General features: G+C 63.1%; 21 protein-coding genes. 3 read left to right on the top strand and 18 right to left on the bottom strand.

The genetic code is table 11. The features are described 5' to 3' along the window. Nucleotides 1–54 precede the first annotated feature (54 nt). The 14 genes from efeB to CWE01_RS25170 all read right to left on the bottom strand — a co-directional run bounded on the left by efeB (nucleotide 55) and on the right by CWE01_RS25170 (nucleotide 13,804). Entirely contained in the window at nucleotides 55–1,359 is a 1,305-nt protein-coding gene (gene efeB, locus CWE01_RS25105; protein ID WP_100943236.1) for an iron uptake transporter deferrochelatase/peroxidase subunit, read from the bottom strand. Beyond that, entirely contained in the window at nucleotides 1,356–2,495 is a 1,140-nt protein-coding gene (locus CWE01_RS25110) for a hypothetical protein (RefSeq protein ID WP_100943237.1), read from the bottom strand. Before CWE01_RS25110 ends, efeB begins: the two co-directional genes overlap by 4 nt. Before the next feature lie 110 nt (nucleotides 2,496–2,605). Continuing rightward, a complete protein-coding gene (locus tag CWE01_RS25115) occupies nucleotides 2,606–4,090 on the bottom strand; it encodes a carbohydrate porin (RefSeq protein WP_218176802.1) in 1,485 nt (494 codons plus the stop codon). A 339-nt stretch (nucleotides 4,091–4,429) separates the two neighbouring features. Beyond that, complete coding sequence (locus CWE01_RS25120) at nucleotides 4,430–4,909, bottom strand: peroxiredoxin (RefSeq protein WP_256579409.1); 480 nt, start codon at nucleotides 4,907–4,909, stop codon at nucleotides 4,430–4,432. Nucleotides 4,910–4,959: 50 nt separating this feature from the next. Next, nucleotides 4,960–5,985 (bottom strand): hypothetical protein, encoded by a 1,026-nt coding sequence (locus CWE01_RS25125; RefSeq protein ID WP_100943240.1) that lies wholly within the window; start codon nucleotides 5,983–5,985, stop codon nucleotides 4,960–4,962. Between the two features lie 84 nt (nucleotides 5,986–6,069). Then, the gene (locus CWE01_RS25130) at nucleotides 6,070–6,534 is read right to left on the bottom strand and encodes a DUF2946 domain-containing protein (RefSeq protein ID WP_100943241.1); all 465 of its coding nucleotides are present in this window, start codon (nucleotides 6,532–6,534) and stop codon (nucleotides 6,070–6,072) included. A 54-nt stretch (nucleotides 6,535–6,588) separates the two neighbouring features. Then, a complete protein-coding gene (locus CWE01_RS25135) occupies nucleotides 6,589–7,350 on the bottom strand; it encodes a 1,6-dihydroxycyclohexa-2,4-diene-1-carboxylate dehydrogenase (protein WP_100943242.1) in 762 nt (253 codons plus the stop codon). Nucleotides 7,351–7,360: 10 nt separating this feature from the next. After that, nucleotides 7,361–8,383 carry a benzoate 1,2-dioxygenase electron transfer component BenC gene (benC, locus tag CWE01_RS25140; protein WP_100943243.1) on the bottom strand — a complete coding sequence of 341 codons (1,023 nt, stop codon included), beginning with the start codon at nucleotides 8,381–8,383 and terminating at the stop codon, nucleotides 7,361–7,363. A gap of 10 nt (nucleotides 8,384–8,393) precedes the next feature. After that, nucleotides 8,394–8,882 (bottom strand): benzoate 1,2-dioxygenase small subunit, encoded by a 489-nt coding sequence (gene benB / locus CWE01_RS25145; RefSeq protein ID WP_100943244.1) that lies wholly within the window; start codon nucleotides 8,880–8,882, stop codon nucleotides 8,394–8,396. Further along, nucleotides 8,879–10,255 (bottom strand): Rieske 2Fe-2S domain-containing protein, encoded by a 1,377-nt coding sequence (locus CWE01_RS25150; protein ID WP_100943245.1) that lies wholly within the window; start codon nucleotides 10,253–10,255, stop codon nucleotides 8,879–8,881. Before CWE01_RS25150 ends, benB begins: the two co-directional genes overlap by 4 nt. Nucleotides 10,256–10,340: 85 nt before the next feature. Further along, the gene (locus tag CWE01_RS25155; RefSeq protein ID WP_100943246.1) at nucleotides 10,341–11,309 is read right to left on the bottom strand and encodes an AraC family transcriptional regulator; all 969 of its coding nucleotides are present in this window, start codon (nucleotides 11,307–11,309) and stop codon (nucleotides 10,341–10,343) included. A 99-nt stretch (nucleotides 11,310–11,408) separates the two neighbouring features. Next, nucleotides 11,409–12,314, bottom strand: a complete 906-nt coding sequence (gene catA, locus CWE01_RS25160) for a catechol 1,2-dioxygenase (protein WP_100943247.1) — start codon at nucleotides 12,312–12,314, stop codon at nucleotides 11,409–11,411. 53 nt (nucleotides 12,315–12,367) lie between these two features. Continuing rightward, entirely contained in the window at nucleotides 12,368–12,658 is a 291-nt protein-coding gene (catC, locus tag CWE01_RS25165) for a muconolactone Delta-isomerase (RefSeq protein ID WP_040067884.1), read from the bottom strand. A gap of 24 nt (nucleotides 12,659–12,682) precedes the next feature. After that, entirely contained in the window at nucleotides 12,683–13,804 is a 1,122-nt protein-coding gene (locus tag CWE01_RS25170; RefSeq protein ID WP_100943248.1) for a muconate cycloisomerase family protein, read from the bottom strand. 102 nt (nucleotides 13,805–13,906) lie between these two features. Between CWE01_RS25170 and CWE01_RS25175 the strand changes: the two genes are divergently transcribed. Both CWE01_RS25175 and CWE01_RS25180 read left to right on the top strand, forming a co-directional pair. Further along, nucleotides 13,907–14,779: a LysR family transcriptional regulator gene (locus CWE01_RS25175; protein ID WP_100943249.1), complete on the top strand. Its 873-nt coding sequence runs from the start codon at nucleotides 13,907–13,909 to the stop codon at nucleotides 14,777–14,779. Between the two features lie 83 nt (nucleotides 14,780–14,862). Next, nucleotides 14,863–15,342, top strand: coding sequence for a hypothetical protein (locus tag CWE01_RS25180; protein ID WP_100943250.1), 480 nt, complete (start codon nucleotides 14,863–14,865; stop codon nucleotides 15,340–15,342). On the opposite strand, the gene CWE01_RS25185 is transcribed toward CWE01_RS25180, so the two are convergent. Then, on the bottom strand, nucleotides 15,272–16,570 hold the full coding sequence (locus CWE01_RS25185) for a chloride channel protein (RefSeq protein ID WP_100943251.1): 1,299 nt from the start codon (nucleotides 16,568–16,570) through the stop codon (nucleotides 15,272–15,274). The genes CWE01_RS25180 and CWE01_RS25185 overlap by 71 nt on opposite strands. A gap of 180 nt (nucleotides 16,571–16,750) precedes the next feature. Here CWE01_RS25185 and CWE01_RS25190 point away from each other — a divergent pair, with 180 nt between their 5' ends. Next, nucleotides 16,751–17,407, top strand: coding sequence for a peroxiredoxin-like family protein (locus CWE01_RS25190; protein WP_100943252.1), 657 nt, complete (start codon nucleotides 16,751–16,753; stop codon nucleotides 17,405–17,407). A gap of 27 nt (nucleotides 17,408–17,434) precedes the next feature. On the opposite strand, the gene CWE01_RS25195 is transcribed toward CWE01_RS25190, so the two are convergent. The 3 genes from CWE01_RS25195 to CWE01_RS25205 form a co-directional block, all read right to left on the bottom strand. Further along, nucleotides 17,435–18,322, bottom strand: a complete 888-nt coding sequence (locus CWE01_RS25195) for a LysR family transcriptional regulator (protein WP_100943253.1) — start codon at nucleotides 18,320–18,322, stop codon at nucleotides 17,435–17,437. 62 nt (nucleotides 18,323–18,384) lie between these two features. Continuing rightward, entirely contained in the window at nucleotides 18,385–19,995 is a 1,611-nt protein-coding gene (locus CWE01_RS25200; protein WP_100943254.1) for a gamma-glutamyltransferase family protein, read from the bottom strand. A gap of 30 nt (nucleotides 19,996–20,025) precedes the next feature. Continuing rightward, nucleotides 20,026–20,805, bottom strand: a complete 780-nt coding sequence (locus tag CWE01_RS25205; protein WP_100943255.1) for an amino acid ABC transporter ATP-binding protein — start codon at nucleotides 20,803–20,805, stop codon at nucleotides 20,026–20,028. Nucleotides 20,806–20,807 lie beyond the last annotated feature (2 nt).

Below are 20,807 nucleotides of genomic sequence, written 5' to 3' on the forward strand. Positions count from 1 at the left end.
GATTACAGCCAAAGGGGCGCAGGCCGATAATGGCTGCACCCTGCCCGACAGCTCTTAGCTTTCGAGCCCTTCGAACAACCCGGCACCGATGAACGAACCTTCGCTGGCACCCGGTGGGCAGGCAAAGATGCCACTCCCCACATGGGTGGTGAACTGGTTCATGATGTCCTGGGTGGCCAGTTTCTTGTTGATCTTGATAAAGCCGCTACGCGGGTCGCGCTGGTAAGCCACGAAGAACAACCCGGCATCGAGCATCATGCCCTGGCGCCATGGCGGCCAACGCTCGGCATAAAAACCCACGCCGTCGTTGTAGGAATAGGCACGGCGCAGGATCTGCGCACCGTCGTTTTCCGCGGCGGCGGACAAGCGCGCATGGGCGTTGTCCGGGATGACCGAGTTGCCGTCCTTGTCCTGCGCGTCAAGATCCAGCGGGTCGGTTTCGTGGGCTTGGCCCAGCGGCGCGCCGCTGGCCTTGTCACGGCCGACCACTTCTTCCTGGAAGCCCAGCTCCGTCCTGTCCCAGTGCTCCAGCGCGATACGGATGCGCCGCACCACGACATAGGAGCCCGCCTTCATCCAGCCGCCTTCATCGCCGACCCAGACCACCTGGTCCATCATCTTGCTGTCGCGAGTCGATGGATTGTTGGTGCCGTCCTTGAAGCCCATCAGGTTACGGGTGGTGCCACCGCCAGCCGGGGGGCTGGTAAAACCGGACTGCATCCACTTGATCAGGGCCACGCCATCCGCCAGGGCAAGCAGCTCGCGCAGGGCATGGAAAGCCACCTGCGGATCATCGGCACAGACCTGGATGCTCAGGTCGCCGCCGCACTTCTCCGGTACCAGTTGGTCACCGTTGAATTTCGGCAGATCGACCAGCGCCTCAGGGCGCCGTGATGCCAGGCCATAACGGTCCTTGCCATCGCTGCTGACAAACAAGCCCGGACCGAAGCCGAAAGTCACGGTCAGACGGGACGGCCTGAGCCCCTCGGCCGAACCGCCGTCCAGAGGCGCGGCATCCTTGGGCACCGCCAGCGGCTGTGCGGTCTCGCCATGGCTCATGCGATTGGCCGCGACGGTCCAGCGCTTGAGCAGCGCGATCACGTCCGCCCGTGCAGTGGCTTCCAGATCGAACGCGGCAAACAGAGAGTGGGTCTGCTGCGGCGTGACGATACCGCCCTGGTGCAAGCCAAAGAACGGCTCGACCGCGGGCAGCGCCTGGCCAGCCTTGGGCTTTGCCAGGCTCTCGGCGGCGGCAACACCGCCCGAACCGATCACGCCCGCAGCAACAGCCAGGCTGCCGGCTGCGCCAAGGAAACGACGACGGGACAGGCCCGGGGCGCTGTCGTCGTGCGTACTCATTTGGCCAGGACCAGCATGTTCACGTCGTCTTCGACGTAGTAGAAACCGTCACCGCTGGGGGTCATGACCAGGCCGAACAGGTCGCCGTTACCCGGCGGTGTCTGGGCCTTGTTGGCGTCGATCCACTGGGCAAAGAGCTGCTTGCCGGTTTCCGGGTCGATTTCCACGACCTTGCCGTTCAAACCGTTGGTGGTCAGCAGGTGACCATTAGGTGCGGTGGTCAGCGCCAGCGGACGCAGCAACATGCCATCTTTGGTCAGCGTGCGGCCGACACCGGCGCTGGTGGTACGGGTGGTGGCATCCCAGATTTCGCTGATGCGGTTGGCCAGGGTATCGGAGACATAGAGCTTGTCGTCCTTGCCCATCGCCAGGCCAGTCGGGCCAACGAGGAATACACCTTTGTCAGCCTGGGCGCTGAAGCCGCTGCCGACCACGGTCTGGTTGGCGATCACCGGTGGCTTGCCTTCCGGGATCTTCAGGTCAAGGCGCAGTACCGTGGACTGGATCACCACCGGTGGCGTGCCCTTGGCGCTGCCGATACCAAAGCCGGCGTTGCTGACAAACAAGGTCGCGGTGGAACCGTTGTCGATCACCGCCATGTTGCCCCACGGGTCGTTGATATTCGGACCGGACCAGACATCGACGACCTTGCCGTTCGGGTCGAGCACCACCAGGCAACCGGCGCCCTTGGTGTCGGTGGTCCCGTCATTGCTCGGGGTGCTGCCGACGATCACCCAGCCACTCTTGAGCATGGTCATCGCGGTGCTGAGGCCGACGCCACCCGGGCACTGCGGCAGGTCATGGGGCAATTGGGCAAACAACGACAGCTGCTTGGTGGTCGGGTTGTAATCGACAATGGTCGTACCGACGCCCTGCAGGTTGGCGGCGTTGTTGAAGTTGTCGACCAGCACGTCATCCTTCTGGATTTTCCCGGCGGACACCGGCGCCACGGCAATGGCGTACGGGTTCTGGTCGCCATTCTCCGGGACCGTGGACGTCAGGGGCTGGTGCTTGTGAATGCCCGTCAGAAAACCCTGGGCGTCATCCGCGTGTGCCGGCAGGGCGACGTTGAAGGTCAATAGCGTGGCCAGGGCCACAAGGCCTTTGCCCAGACGCGGCAGGCTCGAATACGTCATGCAATACTCCTGATTTCTCGAAGTCGACAGGCCCTGTCAGGCAGGGCCGAAATCAAACAAAGCGGATCGGTGCGCTTCGGCGGGCGACAAGCGCCCGGCCAGCATCCGGTCTAGAGGGTGATGTTGGTGCGCAGGCCCCAGACCAGCGTGTCGCCCATTCTCAGCGTCGGATCGTTCGGGTTCTGGCCCGCCCCTGGATTGAGCGTGTACTGAATGTCCGGTTGCAGTTGCAGCCAAGGGGTCAGCTGATACTGGTAGGTCGCTTCAAGAAAGGTCTCGCCATTGCGCACGCGGTTGCCGCTGTCGAGATCCAGACCCGCGGCGCCACTGCCGACCTTGACGTAGCCCAGTGCCAGGCTGACCGTATCGGCATCGCGACCTTCGAAAGGCGCGGCCAGGGTTACACCGGCGTTGGCACTGAAGCTGATCAGGTTACGATCGCCCGGTGCACCCATCAGGCGGGTGAACACACCGACCGAACGCATGCTGTCCGGGGCCTGGCGCCAGATCATCTGGTCGGCCACGGCGTAGACGCTGTAGTTGCCCGAATGCTCGAGCGCGGTGCCATTGCTGTTTGGATCGCCGAGCGACAGCCCGTCGGTGCCGTAGCGCTGGTCGGCAAAGTTCTGCGTGTTGTACCAGGCGCCGAGTTTGTAGAGGCCCGGCAGACCAGGGTTGGCGGTCTCCGTCTGACCCAGCGAGGCCGGGTTGACGGCGTACTGCAGTTCGGAGATGTACAGCGCGCCGGTGTGCAGGTCGAAGTTGGTGCCGTGGGCGTTCTGCCGTTGCGGGTCACCGTCGTTGGTGCCGGCCGGGTTACCGTCATAGACGCCCGCGAGTACGGTGATCGCATCGGTCGGGTGGACCCGAACACGGATACCCAGGGCCGACAACGGATAGGCCGGGCCACCGGCCGGCATGTCGTAGGACGGCACTGCCGGCCAGCCGAACATGGTATTGACGAGGGTACTGGCGTACTGGCTGACCATGAACTCCTGGTCGATGCTTTGCTGGCCTACCCGGAAGTCCAGGGCCTCATCGAAGAACTTCTGCTGGTACCAGGCTTCCCACAGGCGGGTCCCGGTGTCCGCTTCGATACCGCTGGCGGTCTGCAGGGTGCCCAGCTTGTCGGCACTGAGGTTTTTCCCGTGAACGCTCAAGGCGCTGATGTTCAGGGTACCGCCGGCCAGGCCGAAGAGCTTGAGGGTGTCGAGCTTCAGGGTCGCGGTAGTGAGACCGTCATAGTCCCCGCCGCGATTCAAGCCGCCCTTGGCATTGTTCAGGTATTCGCTGGTTTCCGTCAGACCCAGGGTCACACCGTACGCTGCGAGGCTGGAGCGCAGCCCGCCGATATCGCCAAGCATGTTCTGGCGCGTCAGGAAACCGGTCCACTGACCAGCAGGCTCGGCCTTGATCGCCAGGTCGGCTTCAGGCAGATCCGCGGGGTTGACGTCGTCGGCTGCTACAGAGGGATTAGCAGTCGGTGCGGCTTGTGCCGCGCTGGCGGGAGTAATCCATAGCCAGGCGACAGAACAAGCCAGTGCGGTCGACAGAACAACACGCTGGGTGGATCGGTGGTACGACATTGCGCGCATCGATGACTCCATAAGGACTTGATCCTTGTTGCAACGCGGAAAACACGCTCAACCCGCAGCAAAAGGACCAAAATGAGAATCTAAATGAGAACCCGTCTCGAATTGTGCGCATGGTAGGCCCGACTTTTTTTTAATACAATTTGTTTCAGATGAAACTTCACCTCCCGAACATGAAACTTTTTCCCCAGGCTCTGGCCCGGGCCTCCCAGGGCGACAAATAGCCACCCTCCCCGGCACGGGCCGGAAAAAACATGAGGTTATTCCCAGAACAAGGTTCGCTATAGCGGGATAAGGCCGGTCCGAGTGCCGGAGCACTCGGCGGTTTTCAGGCTGCCGGTGCTAATGCGCCGCCAGTAATGGGTTCACCAACCGATCCAGCAGCGGCCGATCAATTTTCGGATCGCCCACGCTGCCATCCTTGCGCACTACGCCCTGCCTATCGATGACATAGGTCATGGGCATGCGCCAGACCCGGCCAAATTCCTTGAAATCGGCATCCCGCTGGAGCGCCGCGGGATAGCTGTAGGCGGCCATGACTTTGTGCACCATGGCGTCGTCTTCCGGCTCATCCATGCTGATCGCAATAATCTTCAGCCCTTCACCTTTGTGCTGTTGGTAATAGGCTTCCATGGCCGGCATTTCTGCCCGGCACGGCTCGCACCAGGAAGCCCAGAAATTCACAATGACCACCTGGCCTGCCTGTTTGCGCAGGTCAAAGGTCTCGCCATCCAGGGTTTTCGCCGTCAGATTCGGCGCGTGCTCACCCACATCAATCGCCCATGCGGGCAGACACACCAGGCTGCAACAGAGCGCGAACAATGGCAGTAGTCTTTTTGCGCACATCTACTTTCTCTCCGTGTCATGGATCACTAGAACGAGTATCGGGCGCCGATGGTCGCGGTATAGCGCGGAGCAAGCTGCACACCGTTGACATTCTGGTACACCGGCACTTGCACGAAACTGTAGAGGGAGGTTTTCCTGCCGACCGGCACCGTCACGCCCGGGCTGAGGTAAGCCAGGGTGCCACCGGTACTGACGGTGTCGGCATTGGCCCCGACATCGCGCTCGACATGTCGCACATTCAACTGGAGCTGCGGCATGGCGTAGGCATTGCCCATGTAGCGCAGGCCGACATTCAGATTGACGCCGTCGCCAGGGCGATAGTGATCACTTGAATCAAGCGCCTTTTGCAGCAGGGCCTGGCCGAAGTAGTCCCAGTTCTTGTTCAGGGTATCCATGTAATAGACACCCAGGATGCCATCGGTGGTCCCGGTTCCAGGCTGCAGGCCACGATCTATCGCGACCGGGCCTGGAGCGGTCGGGTCGGTCGACGCGGCGGTATCATCATGTGCCCCGGTGGGCAGTTTCAAGCCGAACAACAGCCCCAGGTTGTGCTGCGGAGTGAACCCCTGATAACGACCGATGACCTTGACGTCACCAAGGCTGGATGTTCTGGAGCTGTACTGGCCACCGCCATCGCCTGGGGTAACACCATCCGATGCCGTGCCCAGGGTGTTATGGCTGCGAAAGATATACGGCACCTGCAGATCCACGCCCCAGCTCGCATTGAAGCTGTAGTCCAGGCCCATGGTCAGGTAATCATTGCGCGTGTACTTCTCCACTTCCTGTGGGTTGCCGTTGTTGGAGATCTGGCTCGCGGCGCCTGGAGAAATACTGTGGCTACCACTACGCAATTGGTTCTGGTTCAGATAGTCGTAACGCAGGTCCAGTTTCAACCCCGACGAGCTGCTGATGCCCAGATTGTCCCAATCGGAGCTGAGGGTGCAGCCGCAGCTGGCACAGGCCAGCGCGAGGTGTGGGAATAAAGCGGTGACAGACAAGGCCGCGAACGGCAATAGGCTTCGACGGGTACGGCGCAGTGATGGCATGACCATGGGGTTGGCATTCCTGGATTAAGTTGCAACGCATAGGGGCAAACCTCCCAAACAGGCTGGGGAGGATTTGCCATCGCAAGGAAATCAGGAAAACACGGGGGGGCCGCGCGGCTTGGAGATCAGCCAGACTGCGCTGACATAGGGTGGCAGGATCGCTTGCACCAGCACAACGTCAGCGCGGCCGGAAAGCTGCCATTGAACGACGCTGGGGGGTAAACCGATATCGACCGCATGGACGACACACAGCAGGCAATGGCATTCGTGATACTGGTCTGGCGAGGGATCGCGGCTGCCGGAGGACGTGTCGTGTCCGGTCATGCCAACCATGTTGCAATGCTCGCCCATCATCATCGGCTGCCCATGGGCAGCCGGCAGCAACAGCATCACGCTCGGCAGCAACGCCGCAAGCATGGCCAGGCAAATGGCAAGCTGACGCAATGAGTGGGAAAACCGGGGCATGGACACGAAAGTGACGTCGCTGATGGTTATTGGCGCCAAGGGTGACAAACAACGCTCACCGATACAACGCATGGGCAGGGGTTGCGGCATTGTGCCGCAACCCACTGCCTATATATAGCCTATATGGCTGCGCTGCGCGCCTGATCAGCCCAGGTCCCCGCCGCCCACCGGCAAGGTAACGCCGGTGATGTAGCTGGCATCATCGGAAGCGAGGAAAAGGATCGCGCCGACCTGTTCGTCGATGCTGCCGTAACGTTTCATCAAGCTGCTGTCCACGGTCTGCTCGACGATTTGCCGGTACCAGGCTTGTTCATCCGTGCTGGGAGCCTGGGCATTGCGCGGAATACGTCGTGGCGGCGCATCGGTCCCCCCCGGCGCCGTGGCATTGACCCGAATCCCACGGCCGGCGGTCTCGAAGGCCAGGCAGGCGGTCAGGGCATTGACCCCGCCCTTGGCCGCGCCATAGGGCACCCGATTGATCCCGCGGGTGGCCACCGACGACACGTTGACAATCGCGCCGCTGCCCTGCTCCAGCATGTAGGGCAATACCGCGTGGCAGCACCACAGGGTCGGGAACAGTGAGCGACGGACCTCGGCTTCGATCTCGCTTTCCTGGTAGTGCTCGAAAGGCTTGGCCCAGATGGTTCCGCCGACGTTGTTGATGAGGATATCGATCCGGCCGAAGCGCCCCTGAGCAGCACCCATGACTTCCGTGCATGGGGCATGACGCTCCAGGTCGGCGATCAGGGTCAGGGTCCGTTCGCCGCGCAGCTCGTGGACCAGTTCGGAACGATCTACCGCCACCAGCCAGGCGCCCTCCTCCAGCAAGCGTTCAGCCACTCGACGGCCTATGCCCTGGGCCGCGCCGGTGACCAGCACGACCTTGTCCTTGAAACGTGGGTTCATCACGATCTCCTCAGGCGGCATCGCCAGTGACGATGGCATTGGCGGTGAACTTCTCGTAGTGGAAGCTGCTCGGGGTCACGCCCTCGGTCTTGAAGTGCTGTCGGACGGCATCGACCATTGGTGGCGGCCCGCACAGGTAAACGTCGACATCGCCACCGTTGAGCGCCTCGGGGGCCAGGTGTTGAGTCACATAACCCTGGCGTGGATGCCGCGTCTGCGGGTCCGAAACGCAGGTGGCGAAGCTGAAATTCGGCAACCGCGCGCAGAGACCTTGCAGCGCATCGAGCATCACCAGGTCCTGGTCCCGGGAAACCCCATAGATCAGATGGATCGGCTGACGTTCGTTGCGTTCGGCGAGCACTTCGAGCATCGACAGAAACGGCGCCAGCCCGGTGCCGCCGGCGAGAAACAGCAGCGGACGGGTGACCGCTCTCAGATAGAAACTGCCCAGCGGCCCGCTCATCGAGACCTTTTCGCCGGGTTGCGCCCCACCCAGCCAGCCGCTCATCAGCCCACCGGGGACATGCTTGATCAAAAAGCTGGCGTGGCTGTCGCCGGGCAGGCTGCTGAACGAATACGAGCGGGTCTGCTCACTGCCGGGGACAGCGATGTTCACGTATTGTCCCGGCAGAAAGACCGGGGCCTGTTCAAGCGCGAAGCTGACTTCCAGAGCCGCGTCGGCATGGACGGTGATCCCCGCCAGGGTCGCGTAGAAGCGCGAGGTGCCGGTCTTGCAGAGACTGGACGGCACCGGCACGGCCAGCACACAGTCGCTTTCGGGAATCATCTGGCAGGTCAGCACCTGACCCTGATCGACTTCATCGGTGCCCAGCGCTTCGTCGAGATAGTCTTCGCCCAGGTCGTAGGCGCCGCTTTCGCAATGGCACTTGCAGGTACCACAGACGCCGTCGGAACAGTCCATGGGCAGGTTGATCCGCTGGCGAAAGGCGGCGTCGAGCACCTTTTCGCCCACTTTGCAGTCGATAAACCGGGTGACCCCGTCCTCGAAGTTCAGGGCTATGCGATACGTCATGGGACCACCCTCAAATATGATAAATATCAATGACCTGGTGGATATAGTCGTTCTTGAGTATCACCTTCTTGCGGGTGATCAGCGGTTGTTCGCCGCTGACATCCAGGTGATAGAACGAGGTTCCGAAGTAGGAATCCGTGGTCTTGTAGCGATGGCTGAGGGTGTGCCAGTTGAAACGCAGTTCGACTTCTCGCCCATCGCCACCCAGCACCTCCAGGTTGGCGATCAGGTGCGCGGTGCGTGGCTGCGGGGTGCTGGCGCTGGAGCGTTCGGTCTTGATCCGGAACACGCGGTCTTCCAGGCCGTCACGGTTGGGGTAATAGATCAGTGAAATCTCGCGCTGCGGGTCTTCGGTCAGGCTGTCGTGGTCATCCCAGGCCGGCATCCAGAACTCCGCTTTCGGGCTGTAGCATTGCAGCCATTCGTCCCATTGGCGGTCGTCGAGCAGCCGGGCCTCGCGGTAGAGGAAGTCCAGCAAGCGATCACGTGACAGGCTCATACCTGGCCCTCCTTGTCCGTGGCGATCAGGTCGTTGCGCTCACGTTCCAGCGCCGTGAGCAGGCTCGCGGCCCAGTGCGCATGCTGGCGTACGAACAGGCCTTCGTCCTCGGTCTTGATGCCGCTGAGCTGCGGATTCATGCCCATCGCCCGGGCGTTCTCGTCGGCCCCCTCCCGCCATTGTTTAGCGCCACGGCTCAGGTCGTTCCACAATGGGATCGAACCCTGGTAGCCGGTCTGGCAGGAGCGGAACTCCTCCAGGTCGTCGGGCGTACCCATGCCGCTGACGTTGAAGAAGTCCTCGTATTGGCGGATGCGGGTCGCCCGCTCCTCGGCGCTTTCGCCCTTGGGCGCCATGCAATAGATGGTCACCTCGGTCTTGTCCACCGCGAGCGGCCGCACGACGCGGATCTGCGTCGAGAACTGATCCATCAGGTAAACGTTGGGGTACAGGCACAGGTTGCGGGTCTGATCGACGATAAAGTCCGCACGTTCCTGGCCCAGTCGTTCAGCCAGGGCCTGGCGATGGGCATGCACCGGACGGACCTCCGGATTGAGCAGACGGGTCCAGAGCAGGATATGGCCATGCTCGAAGGCGTAGACGCCGCCCAGGCTTTTCGACCAGCCGTTGGCGTCCACGGTGCGCGTACCCTCGGACTCATAGTTGCGCCGCTGCATGGTCGCCGAGTAGTTCCAGTGCACCGAGCTGACGTGGTAGCCGTCGGCGCCGTTCTCGATTTGCAGCTTCCAGTTGCCGTCGTAGACATAGGACGAACTGCCGCGCAGCACCTCCAGGCCTTCGGGGGCCTGGTCGACCATCTGGTCGATGATGATCCGGGTTTCCCCCAGGTAATCGTTCAGCGTCGGAACCTGCTCCGACAGGCTGCCGAACAGGAACCCGCGATAGTTTTCGAAACGCGCCAGGCGCCGCAGATCATGGGAGCCGTCGCAGTCGAAACTGTCGGGGTAGGCACCGGTCTTGCCATCCTTGACCTTGAGCAGCTTGCCGGCGTTGCTGAAGGTCCAGCCGTGGAACGGACAGGTGAACGAGCCTTTGTTGCCTTGTTTGTGGCGGCAGAGCATGGCGCCACGGTGGGCACAGGCGTTGATCAGGCCATGCAGCACGCCCTGCTTGTCACGGGTGATCACCACCGGCTGGCGGCCAATGACGGTGGTGAAGTAGTCGTTGATCTGCGGAACCTGGCTTTCATGGGCCAGGTAGATCCAACCGCCTTCAAAGAGGTGTTTCATCTCCAGCGCGAACAATTCGGTGTCGGTAAAGATGTCGCGGCGGCAGCGGAAAACTCCACGAGCGGGGTCTTCCTGAACCGACTCGCGGATCTGGCAGGCGAGTCTGTCGAGTGTGTCGGTCATGGGCTGGGCCCTCCATTGTTCTTGTCTCAGGCGCCCTCACCTTATGCCTGCCCTGACCGCCACAATATCCACCCCCTGCAAATCGTTATCCGTTCAGCGCAACCGCTTCCCGGCGACGACGCCAGGTGTGCGAGGGCAACTCGCCAAAGCGCTTGCGATAGGTTTCGGAGAAGCGCCCCAGATGGACAAAACCGTGGTCCAGCGCCACTTCGGTGACACTGCGCGCACCCGGCAGTTGCAATAGCGCATGGACCCGCTCCAGCTTGCGCTGGCGCACATAGTCGCGGGGCGAAATACCGACCTGCCGCTCGAACAGCAAGTACAGGGAGCGCTCGCTGACCCGTGCCACTTCGCGCAATTGCTCCATGCCGATCTCGTCGCACAGGTGTGCCTCGATAAACTGGCGGACCGCTTCGAAGCCACCGCTGCTCTCGATCTCGGGGCTGACCCGCTGCACATTGCTCGCCAGCAATCCCAGCAGCTTGCTGGCAACGATACGCTCGTACAGCGCCTGCACTTCGGGCCCGGCGCAGCTCTCGGCTTCGTGACAGATCAGTGCCAGCAACGGCACGAATCCATCCAGCCCGGCCAGGTCGCGGCGCGCGCTATCGAAGCGGATGCCCTGGCGCGGCAGCAGCCAGTGCTGGTCCAGGCAGGCATTTTCCAGCAAGCGCACCGGCAGCTTGACGATAAATTTCTCGCAATCGGCCGAATACGTCAGGTCCACCGGATCGTCCGGGTTGATCAGCAGGATCTCGCCGGGCGTATAGATCCGCTCCTCGCCCTGGGAACTCGAACGGCAATGCCCGCTCAGGAGGATCTGCAGGTGATAGATGGTTTCCAGGGCCGGCGACGTTACCTGGACCCGGGCGCCGTAGCTGATGCGGCAGAGGTCGAGACTGGAAAAGGTCCGGTGCTTGATGCTCGCCTGTGGGCGGCCTTTGGGCGGCAGACGAATGCAATGGCTACCGACATGCTGGTTGACGTACTCGGAGACCGCGTAGGCATCGGCCTGTTCGAAGATCCGGCTGCGCTCACTCAACAAGGTGGTCATGGGATAAGCCTCTGTTGTTTTTCGATCAAGGCTGGTACGACGACAAAAGTCCCGCGGGCAGGCGCGCGCGGGACCTTTGACGCCGGAATGCGGCGAGGGTCAGGCTTCGAGTGCCCTCACCCGCTCGCCCTTGTCCTGCTCCTTGGCGGCATCGGTCGACTGCAAGGCAAAATCGAAGTCGATCTCGGCATGCCGCCCGTTCGCGTCTTCCTTGAAGACGATTTCGGCAATCAGCTCGTCGCGGGTGGCGTAGGCAAAGTCGTCGTGCAGGTAAGGGTCACCGGCCAGGTTGATCTGCGTGGTCAGGTGACGATGACCCGGGGCGGAAATGAAGAAGTGGATATGCGCCGGGCGCTGGCCGTGCCGGCCCAGTTGATCGAGCAACTGCTGGGTCGGGCCGTCCGGCGGGCAGCCATAACCGGAAGGCACGATGCTCTGGAAGCGGTAGCGGCCTTCGGCGTCGGTGCGGATCCGCCGGCGCAGGTTGAACTCCGATTGCGAAGGGTCGAAGTACGAATAAGTACCACCGGTGTTGGCATGCCAGACATCGACAAGCGCATGGGCCAGCGGCTTGCCTTCGAGGTCGCGGACCTGGCCGCGCATGAACAGCACGGTGCCCGGGTCAAGGCCATCATCCAGCCGGGCCTCCTCTTCGCAGAGTGGCGCACCGGCCACATACAGCGGCCCTTCGATGGTCCGTGGCGTGCCGCCGACATGGCCGGCCTGCTCGTCTTCGGCATCCAGCAGCAGGTCGAGATAATGTTCCAGGCCCAACCCGGCGACCAGCAGACCGGCCTCCTGGCGGCTGCCCAGTTCGTTGAGGTAGTTCACGGCCTTCCAGAACTCTTCGGGCGAGATCCGCAGGTCTTCGATCAGGCGGATGCTGTCGCTCAGCACCCGGTGGACAATCTGCTTCACCCGTGGATTGCCGGCAGCCTGGTCAAGGCCGGCGGCACCTTCGAAGAAGCTCTGGACTTCGGCGGTTTGGGAAATACGAACGGTCATGCTGCTGTTCCTCATCATTGTTCTTGTGGATGCAAACCTTGGAAAACCCGGGCTCAGCGGTCGTCGGCATGGACCGAAGAGGGATGCCTGCACAGCGCCATGACCTCGATCTCCATATAGGGATAAAGCGGCAGTTGCATCAGGGTATCGTGCAGCGCCTGGGCATCCGGCACATCGAAGACGCTGACATTGGCATACAAGCCGGCGATGCGCCAAAGGTGGCGCCAGGTGCCTTCCCGTTGCAGGCGCTGGGCCAGTTCGCGTTCGTCGGCCTTGAGTCGTGCGGCCTGTTCGGCGGGCATGTCGGTGGGCAGTTTGACGGTCATGCGTACGTGAAAAAGCATGGTGTGTCCTCTTGGTTCAGGAAGTCAGTGGCGGGCAAAACGCGCCAGGCGCTCTTCATCGATGGTCAGGCCGAGCCCGGGAGTTTTCGGGATCAGCAGCTGGAAATCACGATAGGTCGGCGGCTCGATCAGAATGTCCTCGGTCAGCAGCAACGGGCCGAACAGTTCGGTGTGCCACTCCAGCTTGTCGAGGGTGGCGAAAGCGTGCGCCGCTGCCAGGGTGCCGATGCTGCCTTCGAGCATGGTGCCACCGTACAGGCCGATGCCGGCCGCTTCGGCAATTGCGGCAGTACGCAGCACGGCACGTGGGCCGCCGGTCTTGGCGATCTTCAAGGCAAAAATACTCGCGGCGCCCATTTGCGCCAGGGCAAAGCTGTCCTGCACCGACTCGATGGCTTCATCGGCCATCAGCGGGATCGGGCTGTGGGCACTCAAACGGACCATGCCGGCACGATCATGGCGGGACAGCGGCTGCTCGATCAGTTCGACCCCGGCATCGGCCAGTTGGCGACAGGCACGCACCGCCACGGCCTCGCTCCAGGCCTGGTTGATATCCACCCGCACACTGGCGCGGTCGCCCAGGGCACGCTTGATCGCCGCGACATGGGCGATGTCCCGCGCCGGTTCGCCGGCACCGATCTTGAGTTTGAAATGACGATGGAGGCGCAGATCGAGCATGCGTTCGGCTTCGTCGATGTCCTTGGCGGTATCGCCGCTGGCCAGGGTCCAGGCCACCTCCACACCCTCGCGCAGGCGGCCACCGAGCAGTTCGGCCAGCGGCAGCCCGAGGCGTTTGCCCTGGGCATCGAGCAAGGCGGTCTCCACCGCCGAGCGGGCGAAAGTGTTGCCGCGAATGGCCCGGTCGACCCGTTGCATGGCGGCGTTGACGTTGCTGGCGTCCTGGCCGATCAGCAGCGGCGCGAACCAGGTATCGAGGTTGACCTTGATGCTTTCCGGGCTTTCCCCCGCGTACGCCAGGCCCCCAATGGTGGTGGCCTCGCCGATACCGACAATGCCGTCGCTGCAACGGATACGCAGGATCACCAGCGTCTGGCCATGCATGGTGTGCATCGCCAGTTTGTGCGGACGTATGGTGGGCAAGTCGACAATCTGGGTATCGAAGTGTTCGATCGTTACAGCGCTCATGGCGTATCCATCTACGAGGTATTGGTCTTTCAGCCATGATTGACGCTCAAGGCAGCGCCGGTCCAATATTGAATAAGTCTCGCTTCATACCCAGGAGGTATCGTGGAGCTTCGTCATTTGCGTTATTTCAAGGTGCTCGCCCAGACCTTGAACTTCACCCGTGCGGCCGAGCTGTTGAACATCGCCCAGCCGCCCCTGAGCCGGCAGATCCAGCAACTGGAAGATGAATTGGGGGTGGCGCTGCTGGAGCGTTCGAGGCCCTTGCGCCTGACCGAGGCCGGGCGATTTTTCCAGGAGCATTCCAGCCAGTTGCTCGAACAGCTTGAGCGGGTCTGTGACGATACCCGGCGGGTGGCCGCCGGCCGCAAGCGCTGGCTGGGCATCGGCTTTGCCCCATCGACCCTCTATGGCGCCCTGCCCGACCTGATCCGCCGCCTGCGCAGTTTTGGCGATATCGAACTGGGCCTGTCGGAGCTGATCACCCTGCAACAACTGGAGGCGCTGAAAAGCGGGCGGATCGACATCGGCTTCGGCCGGATGCTGTTCGATGACCCGGCCATCGTCCAGAAAGTCCTGCGCCAGGATCCCCTGGTCGCGGCCTTGCCGGCCGGGCATCCGCTGCTCGGGCGGCCGGTCAGCCTCAAGGAGCTGGCCGCGCAGCCGTTTATCCTCTACCCCGCCAGCCCGCGCCCCAGCTATGCCGACCACGTGCTCGGAGTGTTCGCCGGGCATGGCCTGAGTATCCACGTGGCGCAGATGGCCAACGAACTGCAGACCACCATTGGCCTGGTGGCCGCCGGGGTCGGCATTGCCCTGGTGCCGGCGTCGGTTCAGCGCTTGCATCGGGATGACATTGGTTACACGTCGTTGCAGGACAGCAGCATCACCTCGCCGATCGTGCTCAGTTACCGGGCGGGCGACGTCTCGGAGGTGTTGCAGCGCTGCCTGCAATTGTTGACCGGTCATGACGAGTAGCACTTTTCCGAGCGCTTTTCATTTGTCTGATCCCGCGGTTGGTTGCAAACTGCAAATCTGCCGTGATCTACAAAGGAAGCAGAATGACCGAGCACAGCACGGGGGTCACACTCACCGCCAAGGGCCTGGTGTTCGAGGATGACTGCGGCGAACCCTTTCTCCAGGACGACGCCGTGCGAGGGCTGCTGGAGAAGGTCTTTGCCGGGAGCGGCGTCGATATCACCGCGATCCACACCCAGAGCCAGTACCGCAAGGCCCTGCGGCATGTGATGATCAGTTCGATCCAGGGGCCGGGCGGTATCGAGGCGATCCTGGCCATGGCGCTGCAAGGGGTCGAGTTGCTGCACCAGCAATTCGCCGGGCGCGATGACTTCCAGTCGCGGCTGTGTGCCGGTGCGCTGCAAGGCTTGCTGAATGGCGACCCCGATGGTCTGGCCAAGGCCAAGAGGGCCAGCAGGATCCTCGCCAGTGGCTTGCGCCCGGTGGCAAGCCTCAGCGTGTCGGACGACCGATCACTTCGCACAAGCGACTCATGCACACCGAACCCACCACCGCGAGAATGATCGGCACCAGGAAATCGTGATCGATCCGGGTGAACTCCGCCACCAGCACAATGGCAGTGATCGGCATGCTCATGGACGCCGCCAGGAATGCCGCCGCACCGACGATGGCAAAGGCCCCCAGGGCAATCCCTGGCCAGGCCAGGCTCCACAATCCCCCCAGGAGAATCGCCATCAGCGCGCCAATCGCCAGGGCGGGCGTCAGCAGTCCGCCCTCGGCCCCGGCCCGCAAGCTGGCGCTGGTCACCAGCACCTTGGCCACCAACAGCGCGGCCGCCAGCCCCAACGTCAACTCACTGTCGAAACCCAACTGCGCCGGTCCCTTGCCGTTGCCCAACACCTGGGGCAGATAGACCGCCACGCAGCCGATCAGGGTGAAATTGATCAGGGACAACACCGGCAAGCGCCAGCCGCGGGCGGCATGGATCCGGGCACGACCGGTCAGTTGCACGAAACCATAGGCGGCGAGCCCGAACAGCGGCCCGGCCAGCATTGACCAGGCAAGCAGCCCGGGTGTCAGTGCCAGGCTCGGCACCACGTATTGCACCTGTGCGCCCAGCCCGACCCAGGCCACGGCGGCACCAATCGCCGACGTCGCCAGGGCGATGATTGCCGCCGGCCAACTGAAAACCGCCAGCAACCCTTCCAGGACAAACACCGCGCCCCCCAACGGCACGTTGTAGACCGCCGCCAACCCGGCCCCTGCCCCGCAGGCAATCAACAGCCGATGGGCCTGGGGGGGCAACTGCGCCTTGCGCGATAACCAGGCCCCAACGAGGGCGCCGATCTCCCGGGGGGCGACTTCACGGCCCAGTGGTGAGCCCAGGGCCACGGTGATGATCTGCAAGAGCGCATGGCACACCGTGGTCTTGGGCGGCATCGCCGGCCCATCGGGCGCTACGGCTTTCTTGATACCCACCAGTGGACTGCCGAATCGATAGACCGCCCACCAGCCCAGGCCCGCCACCAGACCGCACAACACCAGGGCCAGGACCCGTCGCGAAGTCGAGGCGCTGCTCACGCCGAGCAGGAAACTTTCATGGCTGGTAAGGCTGTCCTGGCCATAGCCATAGGCCAGGTGCTGGATAGCGTGCAACAACATCGCCAGCAGCGTACCGCCGAGGCCGGCGCCAATACCGGTAAGGATCACTACAAGGCAAAGAACGAATAATCCGTGGGCTCTGGAACGAACCTTGATTTCAGTGTGTAGCGACGGTTCCGGCAAGGCCATTCAAGACTCCGCGAGGTCAGGTGCACAACGACCGGGTGGCCGCACGCCGGAAGTGATTATCCGGTATTCCCGGCAAGAATAGGAGCTATGCCGCGCCTCTCTCTACCGAGCCCGGGGCCGGCCTGTGAGCATGACCGGGTGATTGAACGATCCCTCACTGGTACTCATCAGGAAACGACCATGACACTGCAAGCCAAACTCGATGCCTTCAAAGCCGACTTCGTCAGCGGCAAGCCACCTTACAACGCACCGCCACAGGTCCATGCGGTGATGAAACGCGCCACCGACGAACTGATCGCCAGCGGCCTGGCCGAGCGCGCCCTGAAGGTCGGCGACAAGGCCCCGGTCTTTACCCTCGACGATCCCGACGGTCATCCGGTTTCCTCCACGGAACTCTTGTCCAGGGGGCCGCTGGTGGTGAGTTTCTACCGTGGCGTATGGTGCCCTTACTGCAATATGGAGCTGCAGGCCCTGGAAGAAGCCCTGCCCGCCTTCCGCGAACTCGGCGCCAGCCTGGTGGCGATCTCTCCGCAGATCAAGGCCAACAGCCGCAAATCGGTGCGCCAGAACAACCTGAGCTTTCCGATCCTCAGCGATACCCGCGGTGCGGTCGCCGCAGCCTTCGGTCTGCGCTTCGAACTGCCGGACTACCTGGTCGAGCTGTACAAAGGCTTCGGCAACGACCTGCCGACCGTCAACGATGACCCGAGCTGGAGCCTGCCGATGCCGGGGCGCTTCGTGATCGGCCAGGACGGTATCCTGCTCTACGCCGAGGTGAATCCGGACTACACGCTGCGTCCGGATCCGTCCGAGCTGCTGCCGGCGCTACGCGGTTAAGCCACGGCCGCCACTTCGGTGGCGGCTTCAGCTGTTCGCCAGCAACTGCTCGACATAGGTGACAAAGGCCCGGGCCTTGGCGCTGGCCATGCGCCCGCTGGGAAACACCGCCCATAAATCCAGGCCAGGCAGATGCCAGTCCTGAAGCACCTGCCGCACCTCGCCACTGGCCAGCTCCGGGGCGAACATCCACTGCGAAGACAAGGCCAGCCCCAGGTGCGCGAGCACCGTCGTTCGCACCCCTTCCGCGGCCGAAACCCGCACCCGCCCCGACACGCTGACCGCCTGTTCACTGGCGCCGCGTTTGAACAACCAGTGGGTGCCACCACCGTTCTGCGTATAAATCACCGCCTGATGGTCCACCAGCTGCGCCGGCGACGTCGGCTCGCCATGCCGCTCGAAATACGCGGGAGTGCCCAGCACCATGCGCTGGCACTGGCCGATCTTGCGCGCCGTCAGCCCGGAGTCGCTCAACTCGCCCATGCGCAAGGCCACGTCGATCCCTTCTTCCACGAGGTTGACGTTGCGGTCATCCAGTACCACGTCGATATCCAATCCCGGGTGCAAGGCCAGAAAGCCCTCCAGATGAGGCAGGATATGCAGCCGCGCAAAGGTCACGGCGGCACACACCCGCAGCGTGCCGGCAAGGCCGCTACCGGCCCCCCGGGCTGCCAGCTCCGCTTCATGGGTTTCGTCAATGGCGCGTTTGGCCCGTTCGAAAAACGCCGCACCGGCTTCGGTTGACGTCAGCCCACGGGTGGAACGCAACAGCAGTCGTACCCCCAGGTGTGTCTCCAGCTGCGCGATGGTCTTGGACACCGCCGGCTGGCCGACCTCGAGCCGCCTGGCAGCCGCCGAGAACGAGCCCGTCTCGACCACACAGACAAAGGTTTCCATCGCCGACAGCCGGTCCATCCTGTTTCTCCCCACCCAGATTGAGGCGCCAGTGCATAGCGCCCTGCGGATTTAACCACCGGTTACCACACGGCGATATGAGAATCGGTACGCGGTTCAGTACCGCCGCACAGCACACCGCTGACCGGGTCGCGCAGGATGATCTGGCCACGGCCATATTCGGTCAGGTCACAGGCGACTTGCACCTGATGACCGCGCCGCGCCAGTCCCATCGCCAGGTCCCGCGAAGCTCCCTGCTCGATACCGACCTTCATCTCCCCCTGCCACTGCCAGCGCGGCGCATCCAGGGCGGCCTGGGGGTTGAGACCGAAGTCCACCAGGTTCATCACCATCTGCACATGGCCCTGGGGCTGCATATAGCCGCCCATCACGCCAAACGGGCCGAGAGGTTCCGCGCCCTGGCTGATGAATCCGGGAATGATGGTGTGAAAGGTCTTCTTGCCGGGCGCCAGGCAGTTGGCATGGCTCGGGTCGAGGCTGAACTCCTGGCCGCGGTTCTGCAAGGCGATACCGCTGTCAGGCAGCACCACGCCGGAGCCGAAGCCGTGGTAGTTGCTCTGGATAAACGAGACCATGTTGCCTTCGGCATCGGCACTGGCCAGGTACACCGTGCCGCTGGCATGGGGATCGCCGGGCTTGGGCGGCAGCGCCTGCTCGCCGATCTGTCCACGACGCCGGGCACTGTAGTCGTCGCTGAGCAAGTCCGCCACCGCCACCCGCATGTGCAAGGGGTCGGTGATGTAGTGCAGGCCGTCGCTGTAGGCCAGCTTCATGGCTTCCAGCTGGCGATGCCAGGTCTGCTGGCTGTCGCGATGATCGAAGCGGAAACCTTCGAGGATTTTCAGCGCCATCAGCGCCACCAGGCCCTGGCCGCTCGGGGGGATTTCCCAGACGTCATAACCCCGGTAGTTGATATGGATCGGCTCGACCCACTGCGCGCGATAACCCTGCAGGTCGCTGCTGCGCAGGTAGCCGCCGCTGGCACGGGAATGGGCATCCAGGCGCGCGGCCAGTTCACCGCGATACAGGCTTTCGCAAGCCGTGGCGGCCAGTTCTTCAAGGGTCCGGGCCTGGGCCGGGTTGTGGAACAGCTCGCCGGCCCGGGGCGCGCGGCCCTCGATCAGGAAAGTCTCGAACCAGGGCTCGAGCACGGCGTCGCGATGCGGGCTGAATTCCAGCTGTGCCTGCTGCCATTTGTAGGCGATGACCGGCGACACGGGAAAGCCCTCACGGGCCAGGCTGATGGCCGGCTGCAACAGCTCGGCAAAGGGCAACTTGCCAAAGCGTTTCGACAATTCGGCCCAGGCCGAGGGGCAGCCCGGCACGGTCACCGGCGTCCAGCCATGGAGCGGCATCTGTGTATGCCCGGCCGCCTTGACCGCATCGATGCTCAGGGCCGCCGGGGCCTGGCCGTTGCCGTTGAGGCCGTGCAGTTTTCCCTTGCACCAGACCAGCGCGAAGGCATCGCCACCGAGGCCGCAGCCGGTGGGTTCGACCACCGTCAGCGCCGCCGCCGTGGCGATGGCGGCGTCAATGGCATTGCCGCCCTTGCGCATGATCTCGATGCCGGCTTCAGCGGCCAGGGGTTGTGAAGCCGCGACCATGCCGCGACGGGCAAATACGCTCTGGCGTTGCGACGGATAAGGGTACTCGTGGGCAGAAAATTTCAACATGGCAAAAGTTCTTCCAAACAAGGGTTGGTTTCACAACACACGGCTGAGAAAAGCCTGGGTTCGCGGGTGCGCCGGCCGACTGAAAATCTGCTCCGGCGGCCCCTGCTCGATCAGCTCGCCCTGGTCGAGGACCACCACGCGGTCGGCGACTTCCCGGGCAAAGCCCATCTCGTGGGTGACCACCACCATGGTCATGCCCTCCTCGGCCAACTGCTTCATCACCTGCAACACCTCGCCGACGGTTTCCGGGTCGAGGGCGCTGGTGGGCTCGTCAAACAGCATGGCTTGAGGCTTCATCGCCAGGGCCCGGGCTATGGCCACCCGCTGCTGCTGGCCGCCGGAAAGCATCGACGGGTAATGCCCGGCCTTGTCCGCCAGGCCGACCCGTGCGAGCAAGGCCCGCGCCTGCTCCAGGGCTTCGGCCTTCGGCACGCCGAGCACCTGGATCGGCGCCTCGATGATATTTTCCAGGGCGGTCATATGCGGGAACAGGTTGAAACGCTGGAAGACCATGCCGATGTCCCGGCGCTGACGGGCGATATTGCGTTCGGAGTCACGCACCAGGCTGCCGTCGGCGCGCTCCCGGTAACCCATGGCCCTGCCGTTGACGCGAATGCGCCCGCCCTGGATATCTTCCAGCAGGTTGATGCAACGGATGAAGGTGGTCTTGCCCGACCCCGAGGCGCCAATCAGCACCACCACTTCACCACGGCGGACCTGCAAGGAAATGCCCTTGAGTATCGGCAAGTCGCCGAAGGACTTGTAAACGTCCAGGGCCTCGATGATCAGTTCTTCGCTCTTGTGCGCCATGC

This window comes from Pseudomonas sp. QS1027, from assembly GCF_002814235.1.
In the GTDB taxonomy this organism is placed as follows: Bacteria; Pseudomonadota; Gammaproteobacteria; order Pseudomonadales; family Pseudomonadaceae; genus Aquipseudomonas.